We start from the raw sequence: 17,521 nt of genomic DNA, 5'->3' as shown, positions 1-17,521 counted from the left end.
GACTGCGAATCAGGCCAAGACCCAGGTAAAGGATGTAGGCACCGCCCACGACTTTGGCCACCGTTAGCAGCCAGGGCAGGGCGTGCATCAATGCATCCGCATCCTGCGTGAAGTGACTGTGGAAGACGGCGACAAGCGCGCCACTTTCGTCCCTTTCGACGGTTTCAAGGTGAGCTTCGAGATCGATTTCGATCACCCGGTTTTCCGTGACCGCACACAAAGTGCAAGCGTGGATTTTTCCAGCACTTCGTTCGTAAAAGATGTCAGCCGCGCCCGCACCTTTGGTTTCATGAGTGACATCGAGTACCTGCGCAAGCACAACCTCGCACTCGGCGGCAGCGTTGAAAACGCGATCGTGGTCGATGCCGATGGTGTGTTGAACGAAGACGGTCTTCGCTACGAAGACGAATTCGTGAAGCACAAGATCCTCGATGCAATTGGTGATCTCTACCTGCTGGGCAACAGCCTGATCGGTGAGTTCAAGGGCTTCAAGTCCGGACACGCATTGAACAACCAGCTGCTGCGCAAGTTGATTGAGCAGACAGATGCCTGGGAAGTCGTGACGTTCGAAGACGCGAGCACTGCACCAATCTCTTACATGCGCCCTGTTGCGGCCGTGTAAGTAAAAAACCTCTCTAGTTTTTTGAAGGCTACCTTTGGGTAGCCTTTTTTTATGCCCGCGATTTTGTGGATGACTTCACGACTGTAGGAGCGAGCAAGCTCGCGATGGACGCCAACGATGACGCTGGCAACCTGACGCCCCGCGGTGTACCTGTCTTCATCGCGAGCGTGCTCGCTCCTACAGGGGGAGCGGCGTTTTCAAGCACCACTGACCACCCGATTGCGCCCCCTTTCCTTGGCCTGATACAGCGCTTTGTCCGCGGCGAACAGCAGTTGCTCCAGGCTGATATCGCTGGCGGTCGTCCAGGTACTGATGCCTATGCTGACCGTCATCGGCTGTTCATCGCCTGCCATTGGCGGCAGTTGCTGCACCTGTACCCGGATGTGTTCGGCGATCCGCAATGCGCCTTCCTGGTCGGTTTCCGCCAGGACCACCGAAAACTCCTCGCCACCATAACGGGCTACCAGGTCCGTCGGCCGATGGACGTTGGCACGGATCACATCGGCCAATGATCGCAGCGCTTCGTCGCCGGCCTGGTGGCCGTGGCGGTCATTGAAAGCCTTGAAGTGATCGGCATCGATCATCAGCACCGACATCGACTTGCCGGACCGTTGTGCCCGAAACCATTCATGGCGCAGGGTCTGATCGAGGGTCCGGCGGTTGGCCAGTCCAGTCAAGGCGTCGGTGGCGGCCAGTTGCGCCAGTTCCTGTTCGGCGTTGTAACGCAGGCGCAGTTCGCGACAGAGCAACCAGGTCAGCCACAGCAGCGCCACGCACAGGAAACCGGTGGCACCGCTGATCACGATGGCCGTGCGCTCCCAGGTGGCGAATACCACATCGCTGGACAGGGCGACGATCACCGTCAGCGGCAGATTCCCGACCCGACTGAAGGTATACAGGCGTTGCTGGCGGTCGATGCTCGACACGCCATCGAAGCTGCCGCTGCCTTCGCGCAACATCCGCACGACATTGGGTCGGCCGGCGTAGCTGTTGCCGATGGCGCTGTCCTTGAGAAACGGCTTCTGCCCCAGGAGAACCCCGTCATTGTTGATGATGGCCAGCGTGCTGCCTGTACCGATTTCGAGGCTGCTGAACAACTGATCGAAATACGCCAGGCGCATCGAGGCCACCGCTACACCCAGGAACTCGCCCGTGGATGAAGAGATACGTCGACTGAAGCTGATTTGCCATTCATCGCTGTAGCTGCAGTCACAGCGAGGCTTGTACGGACGGCTGATGAACATGCCGGAATCACGGTCTTGGGTATGGGCAAGGAAGTAGTCGCGATCGGCGAAGTTCCCGGGTTTTGGCTCGATCAACGACGAGTCGGCAAGCACGTTGCCCTGTTTGTCCAGCAAGAGGATGTCGCCCTTGTAACGCGTTGTCGTGGAGCGATCGAACAGCACCAGGTGGCGGATTTGCGCAGAAACCTGCTTGAGATCGTCCCGTTGCGCGGCGGCGATCAGGCCCTGCAGGGTCAGGTCGTAGAGTTCCACGGTGCGCAGTACGTCGGCGTCGATCAATTGTGCAATGGTGGTTGCGCTTCGTGTGGCGGCTTGCTGGGCGTTGGCGTGTTCGCGGATCAGCAGGAAGGTGACGATGGCGAGGATTGCGATGACGGTAAGGCTGCTGCCGAGGATCACCAGGATCTCGGGTCTTGCGGTACTGCCCGGACGATGTGGAGTACGGCGTGCTGTCATGGGGGGCGTCTGTTGGAATGACTGGGTAAGCGTAGTTCCATAACGGTAGCAGGCAGGAAAAAGGCCAGCGAATGGCTGGCCTTTTACGTGTTCTTTTTGATCATTATTGCCAATCAGAACACATTGATCGGGTAGTCGACGATCACCCGGTACTCATCGGTGTCCTGGTCCAGCGTGCCGTAACCGTTACCACCCCGATTGGTTGCCCATTGCAGGTGCAGCGCCAGGTTTTTGGCCTGGCCGCTCTGGACCACGTATTTGATATCGATGTCTCGCTCCCAGTGCTCGGCGTTTTTGCCGTCCGCGTTGTACCAGGCGGCGTAACCGGGGCTGTCCGGATCGACCTTGGTCAGGTCCAATTCGCCATGGGACCAGGACATGGCCGAGGTCAGGCCCGGCAGGCCAAGCCCGGTAAAGTCGTAGGCGTACTTGAGCTTCCACGAGCGTTCGTTCGGGCCGTTGAAGTCCGAGTATTGCTGGGAGTTGTCGAGGAAAATGCTGTCGCCCTGATTGATGTAGTCGAACGGCGTGTTGCCGTTGACCCGCTGATAAGCGGCCGTGACGCTGTGATACCCCACGCCGACGGTGAAATGCAGGCTATAGGTGTTGTTGTCGATTTTTCCAAGCAGCGCATCGCCGCTGTCCTGCGTGTGATAGTAGTGCAGGCCCGGGTTGAGGCTGATCAGCTTATTGACGGCCCAGGTGTAATCCAGGTCGTAGTAGTACTGGTTCCAGATGTCCTTGAGCTCGGCGGCGTACAGGTTGCTGGTCAGGCCCGGCAGGCCGCTCCAGGCGACACCGGCCCAGTTCAGGTGCTGGCTGTGCTCATCGTCGGGCAGGCTGCCGTAGGAGGTGCCGATGCGGGTATGGCCGCTCTGGTTGTACAGTTTGGTGAAACTGGCCTGGCCGCCCTCGATCATCACGCCGTCGAAGCTGTGATTGGTCAGGCTGACCCCGCGAAAGGTCTGGGGCAACATGCGGGTTTCGCCGCCGGCGATCACCGGGTTGGCGAGAAACAGGTCGCCGGCCTTCAGCTCGGTATCCAAGGCACGCATCTTCAGGGTGCCGCCCGCCGTCGAGAATGAACCGGGCGCTTTGCCGCTGCCGTCGCTCACCGGCAGGATGCTCGAATTGTCCGTTCCGCCACCGCCGTCGAGCTTGAGCCCGAGCATGGCGTGGGCATCCAGGCCGATACCTACCGCGCCCTCGGTGTATCCCGATTCAAAGACGCCGAGAAAACCCTGGCCCCATTCAATATTGTCGTCTGCCTGCTGCTGGCGATTGCGGTTCATGTAGTAGTTGCGGGCATTGAGCTTGAGGCTCGAACCCTCGACAAATCCTTCGGCAGGGGAATCGTCGGCGGCCTGGGCACTGGCGGCCATCGTTGCAGTCATTGCAATGAACAACGGAGTGAATCTGGACGGGAGGCGCACGTGCGGTAAAGCTCCTGGGTTAACAGGGGACGTCCCTGTATCTGAAGTGCGAAAGGTTACTCAACAGGGAAAGCGAAGCGGCGATCGGGATGGCACAACGAAAAAAAGCCGCTGAGGCAGCGGCTTGGAGGACAACTTTTCATGGGGAAGAGCCCGGGAAAAGTGTCGGGGAAAACGGTAGCGGTGTGCAGCAATCAGCTGTCTTTCTCGATTCGTTGCTGGGCCTGGGCGCTGGATGCCTGCGGGGCCTGGGTGGCTCCCTGGGCCTTGGCCGTCATCTCGATCTGGTGCTCCTGGTACGCCGCGGCGCGTGCGGTATTTTGCGCGACGAAAGCCTGCGATTCTTCAGCCATGGCGAACGGCGACAGGAACAGGGAGGACAAAACGAAAGCGCTGGCAATACCCATACTGTTGGACATCTTTAAGACCTTCTTGCTTGGCAAGTGCTGTTTGGTGCGGGCAAAGATAAGGATGTCGGGCGATGGGAAAAAGAGCGGATTCATGAAAGGACTGTTGCACAAAGAGCAACAGTGGCTTGATTCTCGATCATTCCCACGCTCTGCGTGGGAATGCCTCTACGGACGCTCTGCGTTCGGCGCTTGATGGGACGCGGAGCGTCCCGGGCTGCGTTCCCACGCGGAGCGTGGGAACGATCAATAGTGGGTTTGATGCTCGATCATTCCCACGCTCTGCGTGGGAATGCCTCTACGGACGCTCTGCGTTCGGCGCTTGATGGGACGCGGAGCGTCCCGGGCTGCATTCCCACGCGGAGCGTGGGAACGATCAAGAGGAGTCAGACGGGCAGGTGGATGCCGAAGGTATTCATCCCGTGGTCGCTGCGCACAAACACATCGCCGCCATGCATCAGCGCGATTGCCTTGACGATGGCCAGCCCCAGCCCGTGGTTGTTGCCGCTGTTGCTGCGCGAGGCGTCGACACGATAGAAGCGTTCGAACAGGCGTGACAGGTGCTCGCCGGCAATCGGTGCGCCGGGGTTGGCGACGCCTATGCTGACTTGATGTTCCGCTGCCTCGATGCGTACCTGAATCACTTGTCCGGGGCCGGTGTGCTGCACCGCGTTGTTCAGCAGGTTGATCAACGCCCGGCGCAGGTGCGCGATTTCGATCCGTACCTGGGCATCGCCGCTGACCTGCACCCGAACCTGAGCGTCTTCGAGAATGAAGTCCAGGTACTCCAGGGCTGTCGCCACTTCATCGGCCAGCGACGTGGAGGTGAGTTTGGTGGCCTTGCTGCCCTGATCGGCGCTGGCGAGGAACAGCATGTCATTGATGATCGAACGCAATCGCTCAAGTTCTTCGAGGTTCGATTGCAACACCTCGAAATAATGCTCCGCCGAGCGCCCGCGGGTCAGCGCGACCTGAGTCGCGCCAATCAGATTGGTCAGCGGCGAGCGCAATTCATGGGCCACGTCGGCATTGAACGATTCCAGCCGCGAATAGGCCTGCTCGACCCGTTCCAGCGTGGAGTTGAACGCGTTGACGAACTCATTCAGCTCCGGTGGCAGCGGTGACAGTTGAAGGCGTCCGGACAGTAGCGGTGGTGCCAGGCGCTGGGCTTCCTGGGACAGTTTGATCAGTGGCTTGAGACCGATTCGCGCCACCCAGTACCCCAGCGCCGAGGCCAGCAGCACACCGACGATCGACAGGCTGATCAGCGCGATCAGCAGTTGATGCTGAGTGTGCAAAAACGTCTCGGTATCGATGCCGATCATGAAGCGCAGCGGCGGGCGCTGATCCTTGGCCGGGAACTGGCTGACCAACACTTTGAGCGGGTAGGCCTGACCCGGCAATTGCAGGTCGCGCATGCCCAGCGGTCCCTGGGCAAAGGCGCGAACCTGCGGTGTCAGGTTGCCGTATTCATACTGGGGATCGCCGCTGGTGATCCAGAAACTGATGCGTCTGTCTTCTTCGCCCAGCAGCTTGAGCTTGTTGTTGATCTTCACCCAATGCTCGGGCGTGCCATAACGACCGACCGTGGATTCGAGCACGCTGTAGCGCGCGTCCAGTTCGGCCTCGGGCAACAGGCCAAGGCCCTTGTCGACCTGCTGGTACAACGCCCAACCGATCAACAGGAACACCAGTAGCGCGACGAGTGTGAACATCCCACTTAGGCGCAGGGCAATGGAGTTACTGGACACCACGGCTCTCCAGCACATAACCCATGCCGCGAATGGTGTGCAGCAGTTTCTCGTCGAACGGCCCATCGAGCTTGGCGCGCAGGCGTTTGATCGCGACTTCGACGACGTTGGCGTCGCTGTCGAAATTGATGTCCCAGACCATTTCGGCGATGGCGGTTTTCGACAGGATTTCGCCCTGGCGACGAGCCAGTACGCTGAGCAGCGAGAATTCCTTGGCGGTCAGGTCCAGGCGTGTGCCACCCCGTGTAGCCTTGCGGCTGATCAGATCGATCCACAGGTCGGCGATGCTCACCTGCACCGGCTCGTGGCCGCCACTGCGGCGAGTCAGCGCTTGCAGGCGCGCCACCAGTTCGAGGAAGGAAAACGGCTTGCCCAGATAATCGTCGGCGCCATCGCGCAGGCCTTTGATGCGGTCCTCGACCCGCTCGCGGGCGGTGAGCATGATCACCGGTGTTTGCTTGCGCGCGCGCAGGGCGCGCAGTACGCCGAAGCCGTCCAGGCCGGGCAGCATCACGTCGAGGACGATCACCGCGTAATCGCTTTCCAGCGCCAGGTGCAGGCCTTCCACACCATCACGGGCCAGATCCACGGTGTAACCCTGTTCCGTCAGACCGCGGTGCAGATAGTCCGCGGTTTTTTCCTCGTCTTCGATAATCAGGACGCGCATGACCCGCCTCAGTCTGTGCTTGCCAGCGCCGGCACGGGCGCGGGTTTGGGCCTATGGAATAGCCGCTCCAGCCACAAGTATATGACTGGCGTGGTGAACAGCGTCAGCGCCTGGCTGACCAGCAAACCGCCGACCACCGCGATCCCCAGGGGTTGGCGCAGTTCGGCGCCGGTGCCGTAGCCGAGCATCAGCGGCAGGGCGCCGAGCAGGGCGGCGAGGGTGGTCATGATGATCGGGCGGAACCGCGTCAGGCAGGCCTGGAAGATCGCTTCCTGTGCCGGCAATCCACCGTTGCGCTGTGCTTCGAGGGCGAAGTCGATCATCAGGATGCCGTTTTTCTTGACGATGCCGATCAGCAGCACCAGCCCGATCAGCGCCATGATCGAGAAGTCCTGGCCGCAGATCCACAGCATGATCACCGCGCCCAGACCGGCCGAGGGCAAGGTCGAGATGATGGTCAACGGGTGCACGAAACTCTCGTAGAGCACACCCAGAATGATGTACACCGCCACCAGCGCCGCCAGAATCAGCCACGGCTGGCTGGCCAGCGAACTCTGGAACGCCTGGGCCGCCCCCTGGAAATTGCCGCTGATCGCCACGGGCATGCCGATGTCGACCTTGGCCTGATTGAGCATGATCACCGCGTCGCCCAGCGCCACCCCGGGCGCCAGGTTGAATGACAGGTTGGCGGCCGGGAACATGCCGTCATGGGCGATGGACAATGGGCCGACGGAGGGTGCATCGAACCGGGCGAGTGCCGACAGCGGCACCATTTCCCCGCTCAGGGGCGAGCGCAGGTAGAAGTAGTTGAGGCTCTCGGCCTTGCCGCGTTGTTGGGTGTCCAGTTCCAGGATCACGTTGTACTGGTTGACCTGGGTCTGGAACTCATTGATCTGGCGCTGGCCGAAGGCGTCGTACAACGCCTCGTCGACATCGCTGGCGGTCAGGCCGAAGCGGGCCGCCGCGCTGCGGTCGATGCTGATGTGAGTGATGCTGCCGCCCAGTTGCAGGTCATTGGACACGTCGCGGAACGCCGGGTTGCCGCGCAGTTTTTCCGTCAGGCGCTGGGTCCAGGTGCTCAGTACGGCGCCGTCGTTGCTCTTGAGCACGTACTGGTACTGGGCGCGGCTCGGCCCGGAACTGAGGTTGATGTCCTGGCCGGCGCGCAGGTACAGCACGATACCGGGCACCTTCATCAACTGCGGGCGAATACGGTCGATGAACTCACTGGCGGACACATCGCGGTCTCCGCGTTTTTTCAGGGCAATCCAGAAACGGCCGTTGGCGATGGTCTGGTTGCTGCCCGACACCCCGACCGAGTGTGAGAACGACTCGACCGCAGGATCGGCGGCGACGATCTCGGCCATCGCCAGGTGTTTTTTCACCATGTCGCCGTAGGAAATATCCGCGGCCGCCTCGGTCGTCCCGAGGACGAAGCCAGTGTCCTGCACCGGGAAGAAACCTTTCGGAATGAACACGTAGCCACCCACGGCCAGCGCCACCGACAGGCCGAAGATACCGATCATCAGCTTCTGATGGGCGAGTGCGCGGCGCAGCCCCTTTTCGTACCACCCCAGCAGGCGCTCGCCGAAGCCTTGTTTGGCGTGAGTGTCATGTACCGGGGCGCGCATGAAGAGCGCTGCCAGTGTTGGCGCCAGGGTCAGCGACACCACCACGGAAATCATGATGGTCGAGGTGGCCGTCAGTGCGAACTCCTTGAACAGTCGCCCGACCACGCCGCCCATGAACAGCAGCGGGATGAACGCCGCCACCAGCGAGAAACTGATCGACACCACCGTAAAGCCGATTTCGCCTGCGCCCTTGATCGCCGCTTCACGCATGCCGTCGCCGGCTTCCAGGTGACGGTGAATGTTTTCCACCACCACGATAGCGTCGTCGACCACAAAGCCCACGGCGACCACGATCGCCACCAGCGTCAGGTTGTTCAGGCTGAAGCCCATCACGTACATCAGGGCAAAGCTGGCGGTCAGCGAAACGCCCAGCACCGCCGACACGATCATGGTTGCCGACAACTGGCGCAGGAACAGCGCCATCACCGCCACCACCAGCATGATCGCGATCAGCAGGGTGATTTCCACTTCATGCAGCGAGGCGCGGATGGTCTGGGTGCGGTCGATCAGTGTCTTGACCTGGACCGAAGCGGGCAACATCGCCTGCAGGCCCGGCAGTGCCGCCTGAATGCGATCCACGGTCTCGACGATGTTGGCCCCCGGCTGGCGGAAGATCACCAGGTTCACCCCCGGTTGCGTGCCCGCCCAGGCCTGGACGTAGGCGTCTTCCGAACCGTTGACGACTTTGGCCACGTCCCGCAGATGAACCGGTGCACCGTCCTTGTAGGACACGATCAACTGGCTGTAGTCCTCGGGGTGAAAGAGCTGGTCGTTGGTGGACAGGGTCGAGATGCTCGACTCCCCGTACAGTGCGCCCTTGGCCAGGTTGAGGCTGGTCTGCTGGATCGCCAGGCGGACATCGGCAAGGGTCAGGCCGATCGCCGCGAGCTTGTCTGCCGACACCTGGACGCGAATCGCCGGACGTTGCTGGCCGGTGATGTTGACCTGGCCTACACCGTCGATCTGGCTGATCTGACGTGACAACAGGGTTTCCGTCAGGTCGCTGAGTTCGGGACCGGGCATCAGCGAGGAATTGACGCTGAGGATCAGCACGGGACTGTCCGCGGGGTTGACCTTGCGCCAGGTCGGCAGGTTGGGCATGTCCTTGGGCAGCTTGCCGGCGGCGGTGTTGATCGCGGCCTGCACTTCCTGGGCGGCGGTGTCGATGCTTTTGTCGAGGGTGAATTGCAGGGTCAGGATGGTCGAACCCAGGGCGCTGCTCGACGTCATCTGGGTCACGCCGGGAATGGCGCTGAACTGCACTTCAAGGGGCGTGGCCACCGACGACGCCATGGTTTCCGGGCTGGCGCCGGGCAGTTGCGCCGCCACCTGAATGGTTGGGAATTCTGCTTCCGGCAAAGGCGCGACCGGCAGGCGCGGGAAAGCGATGGCGCCCAGCAGTACCAGGGCAATGGTCAGCAGCACCGTGGCCACCGGGTGGTCGATGCACCAGGCCGATACCGAACCGTGGCCTTTCATTGCGCAGCCTCCGATTGCACCACTTGCGGCGGGTCGGTCAGCACTTGCACAGTGGCGCCGGGCTTGAGCCGCGACTGGCCATCGCTGACCAGCACATCGCCCGGTTGCACGCCTTTGATGATGTTCTGGCTGCTGCCTTGATAAACCATCTGCACCGGTACGGTTTCCACCTTGTCACCCTTGACCCGGTAGACGAACGGTTGCTCGAGGCCACGCTGTACGACGGTGGGAGGGACCACCAGCGCATCTTTATCCAGTGCTGTCTGAATCTTTACCGTCACCAGCAGGCCCGGCCAGAGTTTCTGGCCGGCGTTGTCGAATTCGGCCTTGGCGCGAATGGTCCCGGTGTTGGCGTTGATCTGGTTGTCGATCAGGGTCAGGTGGCCTTCGCCCAGCAGGTTGCCAGTCTCGCCGTCGGTGTCGGCGCCAATGTAGGCCTTGACGCTGGCATGTTGCGGATCGCTGATCAGGCCCTGAAGCATCGGCAGCATGTGTTGCGGCAGGGAGAACTCCACGGCGATCGGGTCGATCTGGGTGACGGTGAACAGACCCTGGGCATCGGTCATGCGCAGGAAGTTGCCCTCGTCCACTGTGCGAATGCCGACGCGGCCGCTGACCGGCGAACGAATCTGCGTATAGGACAGTTGCACCTGGGCGGCATCAATCGACGCCTGATTGCCCTGGGCCGTCGCCTTGAGCTGGTTGACCAGCGCCTGCTGCTGGTCGTAAGTCTGTTTCGACACACCGTCGTCGACACTCAGCAGCTTGTAGCGCTTGAGGTTGACCTGTGCGACTTGCAGCTGTGCCTGGCTTTCCCCCAGTTGCGCCCGGGCCTGGTCGAGGCTGGCGCGGATCGAGCGGTCATCGATGGTGGCCAGCAGGTCGCCCTTGTTCACCAGTTGACCTTCCTTGACCATGATTTTGGTGAGAATGCCGTCGATTTGCGGTCGGACCACGACGCTGTGCAGCGACAGGACCGAGCCGATGCCGCTGACGTAGCGGGGCACGTCTTTCTCCACGACGCTGACCACCCGCACGGGAATGGCGCCGGTGGTCGTGAGCTTTGCCTTGGCCGGTTTGCCTGCATACCACAGGCCCAGCGCTGCCAGGACAATCAGAAGGGCGACGAGCAGGACGGGTTTTTGCTGGATTCGCATGCGGGGAGCGCCAGGGCTGGGTGATCGACAGGTTGATAGTTTCCTTTATAAACCTGTTTGGCGGTCAGGAAGGTGACTGCTAACTGACGGCGCTGTCAGTTTGACGGGTGGCTTGGCGTATTGATCGTTCCCACGCTCTGCGTGGGAACGCCTCCAGGGACGCTCCGCGTTCCTGCTTCACCGCCCGCTAGACGCCAGGCACCGTTGGGACGCGGAGCGTCCCGGGATGCATTCCCACGCGGAGCGTGGGAACGATCAATAAGGATCAATTGGCCACCCGTGCCCCACTCAGGCTCCCGCTCAGTTCATACGCCGCCAATTCCGTCTGATGCGCTGCCAGCAGTTCCGGCAGCGATCCACGCAGGTATTCCACCCAGGTCTTGATCTTCGCATCCAGGTACTGGCGCGACGGGTAGATGGCGTACAGGTTGAGCTCCTGCGAGCGGTACTTGGGCATCATGCGTACCAGCGTACCGTTGCGCAGGCCGTCGATGGCGGCGTACAGCGGCAGGACGCCGACGCCCATGCCGCTGATGATCGCCGATTTCATCGCGTCGGCGGAGTTCACCAGAAACGGTGAGCTGTTGATGGTGACCATTTCCTGGCCGTCAGGGCCGTCGAACGCCCATTTTTCCAGGGGAATGACCGGGCTTACCAGGCGCAGGCAGGCGTGGTTGAGCAGGTCGCTGGGCTTTTGCGCGCAACCGTTGGCTTTGACGTAGGCCGGCGAGGCGCAAACGATGCTGAACGTTATCCCCAGGCGCTGGGAGACGAAGCCCGAGTCGGGCAGCTCCCTGGCCAGGACGATGGACACGTCATAGCCCTCGTCGAGCAGGTCCGGTACGCGGTTGGCCATGGTCAGGTCGAACGTCACGTCCGGGTGAGTCTTGCGGTAGCGGGCGATGGCGTCGATCACGAAGTGCTGGCCGATGCCGGTCATGGTGTGCACTTTCAGTTGCCCGGCGGGACGCGCATGGGCGTCGCTGGCTTCGGCCTCGGCTTCCTCGACATAGGCCAGGATTTGCTCGCAGCGCAACAAATAGCGTTTACCGGCTTCGGTGAGGGCGATGCGTCGGGTCGTTCGGTTGAGCAGACGGGTTTGCAGGTGGGCTTCCAGGTTGGAGACCGCGCGCGAGACGTTGGCGGTGGTGGTGTCCAGTTGCACGGCAGCGGCAGTAAAGCTGCCAGCCTCGGCCACGTAACTGAAGGCGCGCATGTTTTGCAATGTGTCCATGGGGTGCTCTCGGGTTCGATGGCAAATTGTGACACGAAGTTTCAGGGGCTGAGACCCAGACTTAAGGATTATCTCGTTAACGGTAACAAAGATTCACAGGAATCCCAGCTTATCGCCTGGAACGCCTCCCCATAGAATTCCGGCACCTCTACAACGTAGGAGCGAGCGGTGCGGCGATCCGCCTTGCCCGCGAAGACGATGACACGGTTCATCAGTTACACCGCGTAGTTGCCTTCGCAGGCAAGCCTTGCTCCTACAGGCAATCCACAACCTTCAGGAATTTGCAGCTGTGCCGCGTCGCATCAACAGAGCGCTTTTGCCGCTCAGTGTTCTGGCTTTAACCCTGGTCATCAGCGGCTGCATCGGAACCGGAGGTATCGCCCCGCAGGGCAAGGCACTGGAGGCCGATTCACTGGCCACCGACGAAGCCATCCAGAGCGCCGCCCGGGATGCGCATTGGCCCACCGCCCAATGGTGGCAGGCCTATGGCGATGCGCAACTGAACCGCTGGATCGACCGCGCCGTGCAAGGCAGCCCGACCATGGCCATGGCCACCGCGCGGGTACGCCAGGCCAAATCCATGGCCGGTGTGGCCGAGGCGGCCGAGTCGTTGCAGATCAACGGCGAATCCACGCTCAAGCGCCATAGCTGGCCTACCGATCAGTTCTACGGCCCCGGCGAGCTGGCCAACACCACAACCTGGGACAACAACGCTGCGCTGGGCTTCAGTTACGCCCTGGACCTCTGGGGCCGGGAAAGCAACGCCACCGAACAGGCCGTGGACCTGGCCCACATGACGGTCGCCGAAGCACGCCAGGCCCAGCTCGAATTGCAGAACAACATCGTGCGCGTCTACATCGAGCTGTCGCTGCATTACGCGCAGCGGGACATCGTCGAAGCGACCTTGAAGCAACAACAGCAGATTCTCGACCTGGCACAGAAGCGCCTGAACGGGGGGATCGGCACGCATTTCGAAGTCAGCCAGGCCCAGACGCCACTGCCCGAAACCCATCGGCAAATCGATGCGCTGGACGAAGAAATCGCCCTGAGCCGCAATCAACTGGCCGCGCTGGCGGGCCTTGGGCCAGGGGAGGGCGCGCAGTTGCAACGGCCGACGCTGTCATTGGGTGCGGCGCTGAAACTGCCGTCGGCGTTGCCGGCCCAATTGCTCGGCCAACGCCCGGACGTCGTTGCCAGCCGCTGGCAAGTGGCGGCGCAGGCGCGGGGTATCGATGTGGCGCACGCCGGTTTCTACCCCAACGTCGATCTGGTCGGCAGCCTCGGCTACATGGCCACCGGCGGCGGAGCGCTGGAGTTTCTGACCGGCAAGAAACTCAACTACAGCGTCGGCCCGGCGATTTCGCTGCCGATCTTTGACGGTGGCCGGTTGCGCGCCGAACTGGGTGAAGCGTCCGCCGGTTACGACATCGCCGTGGCGCACTACAACCAGACACTGGTCAACGCGCTGAAGAACATTTCCGATCAGTTGATCCGCCGCGAGTCCATGGACAAGCAGCAGGCCTTCGCCGCCGAGTCGGTGGCCACGGCGCAGAAGACCTATGACATCGCCATGATCGCCTACCAGCGCGGGCTGACCGACTACCTCAACGTGCTCAATGCCCAGACCCTGCTGTTCAAACAGCAGCAGGTTCAGCAGCAGGTGCAGGCAGCGCGCTTGAGTGCCCATGCGGAGCTGGTGACGGCGTTGGGTGGCGGGCTCGGAGCGGGCAATGACGTACCGACTGCCGAACAGACCCAGGCACCGAAAACCCCGATTCTCTTGCGTTGAACACAACACTTGTGGGAGCGAGCCTGCTCGCGATTGCGGTGGGTCAGTCAACATCAATGTTGAATATGAAGCCGCCATCGCGAGCAGGCTCGCTCCCACAGGTTCCGGGTTTTTGCCGAAATTAATTGAGCAGGATTTCATGACTCCCTTGCCCGCACCCTTGCGCTGGCTGTACTCCCTGGAATGGCGTCGGGGTTTCTTTGACTGGGCACGCAGCGACGGCGTGACCTGGGTGTACATTTTCAAGGTGTTGATCGCCGCGTTCCTGACGCTTTGGCTGGCGATGCGCCTGGAGTTGCCGCAACCGCGTACGGCGATGATCACCGTGTTCATCGTCATGCAGCCGCAAAGCGGCCATGTGTTCGCCAAGAGTTTCTATCGTTTCCTCGGCACGCTGGCGGGTTCGGCGGTGATGGTGGCGCTGATCGCCCTGTTTGCGCAGAACACCGAACTGTTCCTGGGCGCGCTGGCGATCTGGGTCGGCATCTGTACGGCCGGCGCGGCGCGCAGTCGCAACTTCCGCGCCTACGGCTTCGTGCTGGCCGGCTACACCGCGGCCATGGTCGGCCTGCCCGCGCTGGCGCATCCGGACGGTGCGTTCATGGCGGCGGTCTGGCGTGTGCTGGAAATCTCCCTGGGGATTCTCTGCTCGACCCTGGTCAGCGCCGCGATCCTGCCGCAATCGGCCGGCGCTGCCATGCGCAATGCCCTGTACCAGCGTTTCGGGGTGTTCGCCTCGTTCGTCACCGACGGCTTGCGTGGCCGCAGCCAGCGCGAGGCGTTCGAAGCCAGCAACGTGCGCTTTATCGCCGAAGCGGTGGGGCTGGAAAGCCTGCGCAGTGTCACGGTGTTCGAAGACCCGCACATGCGTCGGCGCAATGGTCGGCTCAGCCGCTTGAACAGCGAGTTCATGAGCATCACGACCCGTTTCAACGCCTTGCATCAGCTGCTGGAACGTCTGCGCAACAGCGGCGCCGATCAAGTGGTGGCGGCGATCAAGCCGGGCTTGCAGGATCTGGCCGAATTGCTCGATGGCTTTAGCGGACGTGCCCTGACCCATGCCGATGCCGCGCGTCTGGTGACGGCGCTGACGGCATACAAGGCCGGATTGCCGGCGCGGGTGCGCAGCCTGCGGGCCATGTTCCAGCAGAGCGGTCCGGATGACGCCGGGCAGCTTGATTTCCACACCGCCTACGAACTGCTGTATCGCTTTGTCGATGACTTGCACAGTTATGCACAGACCCACGCCTCCCTGGCCGATCACAGCCATGAGCGTGAACGCTGGGACGAGCCGTTCACGCCGCAGACCAACTGGCTGGCGTCGGCGGCTTCGGGGATTCGTGCCGCGTTCATTCTGATCGTGCTGGGCAGTTACTGGGTGGCCACGGCGTGGCCGAGCGGGGCGACCATGACCCTGATTGCCGCTGCCACCGTGGGCCTGTCCGCCGCGACGCCGAACCCCAAGCGCATGTCGTTCCAGATGGCTTGCGGCACCTTCCTCGGTGCACTGATCGGCTTCGTCGAGATGTTTTTCATATTCCCGTGGATCGACGGCTTTCCATTGCTGTGCGTGATGCTGGCGCCGGTGATCGTGCTCGGTTCGTTCCTGACCTCACGACCGCAATACGTCGGGGTCGGGCTGGGGTTGTTGATCTTCTTCAGCACCGGTTCCGTGCCGGACAACCTGACGGTCTACAACCCGTACACCTTCATCAACGACTACATCGCCATGGTGCTCGGCATGCTGGTGTGCGCGGCGGCGGGGGCAATCATTCTGCCGCCCAACAGTCGCTGGCTGTGGCGACGGCTGGAACAGGACCTGCGTGGCCAGGTGGTGTACGCCATCAGCGGCAAGCTCAAGGGCCTGGCGTCGAGTTTCGAAAGCCGCACCCGCGACCTGGTGCACCAGGCCTATGGCTTCGCGGCGGGGCAGCCGCACGTGCAACGCAATGTGCTGCGCTGGATGTTCGTTGTCCTGGAAATCGGTCACGCGATCATCGAGTTGCGCAAGGAGCAGGCGCTGCTGCCGGTGCACCCGGCCTATGCCGAATCCCAACCGTGGCGCCAGTCGATCCGTGTGATGGGCCGCTCGCTGGTGCGATTGTTCCTGCAACCGGGCCAGAGCAACCTGGAGCGCGCACTGACAGCGGTCGATCACGCCATCGGCCGCGTACAAGCCACCGATGAACCCTTCGCCCCGCACTTCGATACCTCGGCGTTGCGTCGGGTCAAAAGCTATCTGCATTTCATCCGCACTTCATTGCTGGACCCGCAGTCGCCGCTGTCCAGCCCTGTTGATGCCAGCCAAGCCCCAAGGACTTGATCATGCCCCGTGAAATCGCTTTCCACGGCGTGTACATGCCGACCATGACCCTGATGTTCCTGATTGCCGCGGTGCTGGCCTGGGGCCTCGACCGCTTTGTCTCTGGCTTCGACCTCTACCGCTTCTTCTGGCACCCGGCGCTGCTGCGCCTGAGTCTGTTTACCTGTCTGTTCGGCGCGCTGGCGCTGACTGTCTACCGTTGAGAACGCTCTGATGAAAAAGCTCTTCAGCCTGCTCGCCACGTTGCTGGTATTGGCCTGCGCCATTTGGATCGGCCGGACCCTCTGGGTGCATTACATGGAGACCCCGTGGACTCGCGACGGCCGGGTACGCGCCGACATCATCAACGTTGCCGCCGACGTCACCGGTGAAGTGGTGGACGTGCCGGTGCGCGATAACCAATTGGTGAAGAAGGGCGACCTGCTGATGCAGATCGATCCCGAGCATTACCGTCTGGCGGTCAAGCAGGCGCAGTCATTGGTCGCTTCGCGCAAGGCCACGTGGGAGATGCGCAAGGTTAACGCCCATCGCCGCGCCGACCTGGACAACCTGGTGATCTCCAAGGAAAACCGCGACGACGCCAGTAACATCGCCGATTCGGCCCTGGCCGACTATCAACAGGCCCAGGCGCAACTGGAAGCCGCCGAACTCAACCTCAAGCGCACCGAAGTGCGTGCGGCGGTAGACGGTTACGTGACCAACCTCAACGTCCATCGCGGTGACTATGCGCGCATCGGCGAGGCGAAAATGGCCGTGGTCGATATGAACTCGTTCTGGGTCTACGGCTTCTTCGAGGAAACCAAGCTTCCGCATGTACGCGTCGGCGACAAGGCCGACATGCAACTGATGAGCGGCGAAGTGCTCAAGGGCCACGTGGAAAGCATCTCGCGCGGCATCTACGACCGCGACAACCCGGAAAGCCGTGAGTTGATCGCCGACGTCAACCCGACCTTCAACTGGGTGCGCCTGGCACAACGGGTGCCGGTGCGCATCCACATCGATGAAGTGCCGGAGGGCGTGCTGTTGGCGGCGGGGATCACGTGTACGGTGGTGGTCCAGCAGATGTAACCCTGTAGGAGCGAGCACGCTCGCGATGGAGCAGCAGGCACCGCGGGCATTCAGAAAACCCGCGTTATCGTTAACGCCCATCGCGAGCATGCTCGCTCCTACAGGTGAGCGGTGATTACTAAACGTTGATTTGGTCAAGCAGATGTAACCCTGTAGGAGCGAGCATGAACTGGTCAAGTAATTCTGGACACCAGTTAAGGTTTTCACGCCGCCAATTTCTCCATAGCTACCGGCGATCGGTAGCCGTTGTAGCTATGGAG

The 17,521-nt window shown here is 61.8% G+C and carries 11 protein-coding genes and 3 pseudogenes; 5 read left to right on the top strand and 9 right to left on the bottom strand.

Features of this window, described 5'->3' with window-relative positions:
• Positions 1–97, bottom strand: a pseudogene (locus ACQKP2_RS27945) (LysE family translocator); the annotation flags it as partial.
• On the opposite strand from ACQKP2_RS27945, the pseudogene lpxC reads away from it, so the two are divergent.
• Positions 92–622, top strand: a pseudogene (gene lpxC, locus ACQKP2_RS27940) (UDP-3-O-acyl-N-acetylglucosamine deacetylase); the annotation flags it as partial. The pseudogenes ACQKP2_RS27945 and lpxC overlap by 6 nt on opposite strands.
• Before the next feature lie 197 nt (positions 623–819).
• Here lpxC and ACQKP2_RS27935 read toward each other — a convergent pair.
• The 8 genes from ACQKP2_RS27935 to ACQKP2_RS27900 all read right to left on the bottom strand — a co-directional run bounded on the left by ACQKP2_RS27935 (position 820) and on the right by ACQKP2_RS27900 (position 12,081).
• Complete coding sequence (locus ACQKP2_RS27935; protein WP_427581292.1) at positions 820–2,322, bottom strand: diguanylate cyclase; 1,503 nt, start codon at positions 2,320–2,322, stop codon at positions 820–822.
• 113 nt (positions 2,323–2,435) lie between these two features.
• Entirely contained in the window at positions 2,436–3,755 is a 1,320-nt protein-coding gene (locus tag ACQKP2_RS27930) for an OprD family porin (protein WP_427581290.1), read from the bottom strand.
• Positions 3,756–3,949: 194 nt separating this feature from the next.
• Positions 3,950–4,174: a hypothetical protein gene (locus tag ACQKP2_RS27925; RefSeq protein ID WP_427581294.1), complete on the bottom strand. Its 225-nt coding sequence runs from the start codon at positions 4,172–4,174 to the stop codon at positions 3,950–3,952.
• A gap of 374 nt (positions 4,175–4,548) precedes the next feature.
• Positions 4,549–5,913: a heavy metal sensor histidine kinase gene (locus ACQKP2_RS27920; protein WP_427581288.1), complete on the bottom strand. Its 1,365-nt coding sequence runs from the start codon at positions 5,911–5,913 to the stop codon at positions 4,549–4,551.
• On the bottom strand, positions 5,903–6,580 hold the full coding sequence (locus ACQKP2_RS27915) for a heavy metal response regulator transcription factor (protein ID WP_427581286.1): 678 nt from the start codon (positions 6,578–6,580) through the stop codon (positions 5,903–5,905). The genes ACQKP2_RS27920 and ACQKP2_RS27915 overlap by 11 nt, the downstream gene beginning before the upstream one ends.
• Before the next feature lie 8 nt (positions 6,581–6,588).
• On the bottom strand, positions 6,589–9,690 hold the full coding sequence (locus tag ACQKP2_RS27910) for a multidrug efflux RND transporter permease subunit (protein WP_427581284.1): 3,102 nt from the start codon (positions 9,688–9,690) through the stop codon (positions 6,589–6,591).
• Complete coding sequence (locus ACQKP2_RS27905; RefSeq protein ID WP_427581282.1) at positions 9,687–10,847, bottom strand: efflux RND transporter periplasmic adaptor subunit; 1,161 nt, start codon at positions 10,845–10,847, stop codon at positions 9,687–9,689. Before ACQKP2_RS27905 ends, ACQKP2_RS27910 begins: the two co-directional genes overlap by 4 nt.
• 265 nt (positions 10,848–11,112) lie before the next feature.
• Positions 11,113–12,081, bottom strand: coding sequence for a LysR family transcriptional regulator (locus ACQKP2_RS27900; RefSeq protein WP_427581279.1), 969 nt, complete (start codon positions 12,079–12,081; stop codon positions 11,113–11,115).
• Positions 12,082–12,370: 289 nt separating this feature from the next.
• Here ACQKP2_RS27900 and ACQKP2_RS27895 point away from each other — a divergent pair, with 289 nt between their 5' ends.
• From ACQKP2_RS27895 to ACQKP2_RS27880, 4 genes and pseudogenes are all read left to right on the top strand, one after another.
• Entirely contained in the window at positions 12,371–13,870 is a 1,500-nt protein-coding gene (locus ACQKP2_RS27895; protein WP_427581277.1) for an efflux transporter outer membrane subunit, read from the top strand.
• Between the two features lie 139 nt (positions 13,871–14,009).
• A pseudogene (locus ACQKP2_RS27890) lies at positions 14,010–16,206 on the top strand (FUSC family protein).
• Positions 16,196–16,396: a DUF1656 domain-containing protein gene (locus ACQKP2_RS27885; RefSeq protein ID WP_427581275.1), complete on the top strand. Its 201-nt coding sequence runs from the start codon at positions 16,196–16,198 to the stop codon at positions 16,394–16,396. The pseudogene ACQKP2_RS27890 and the gene ACQKP2_RS27885 overlap by 11 nt, the downstream one beginning before the upstream one ends.
• Positions 16,397–16,406: 10 nt before the next feature.
• The gene (locus ACQKP2_RS27880) at positions 16,407–17,261 is read left to right on the top strand and encodes an efflux RND transporter periplasmic adaptor subunit (protein ID WP_427581273.1); all 855 of its coding nucleotides are present in this window, start codon (positions 16,407–16,409) and stop codon (positions 17,259–17,261) included.
• Positions 17,262–17,521: the final 260 nt, after the last annotated feature.

This window comes from Pseudomonas sp. NPDC089569 (assembly GCF_050280625.1).
GTDB lineage: Bacteria > Pseudomonadota > Gammaproteobacteria > Pseudomonadales > Pseudomonadaceae > Aquipseudomonas.
Note: the sequence above shows the minus strand (reverse complement) of the source record. Positions and strands in the feature narration are given on the sequence as shown.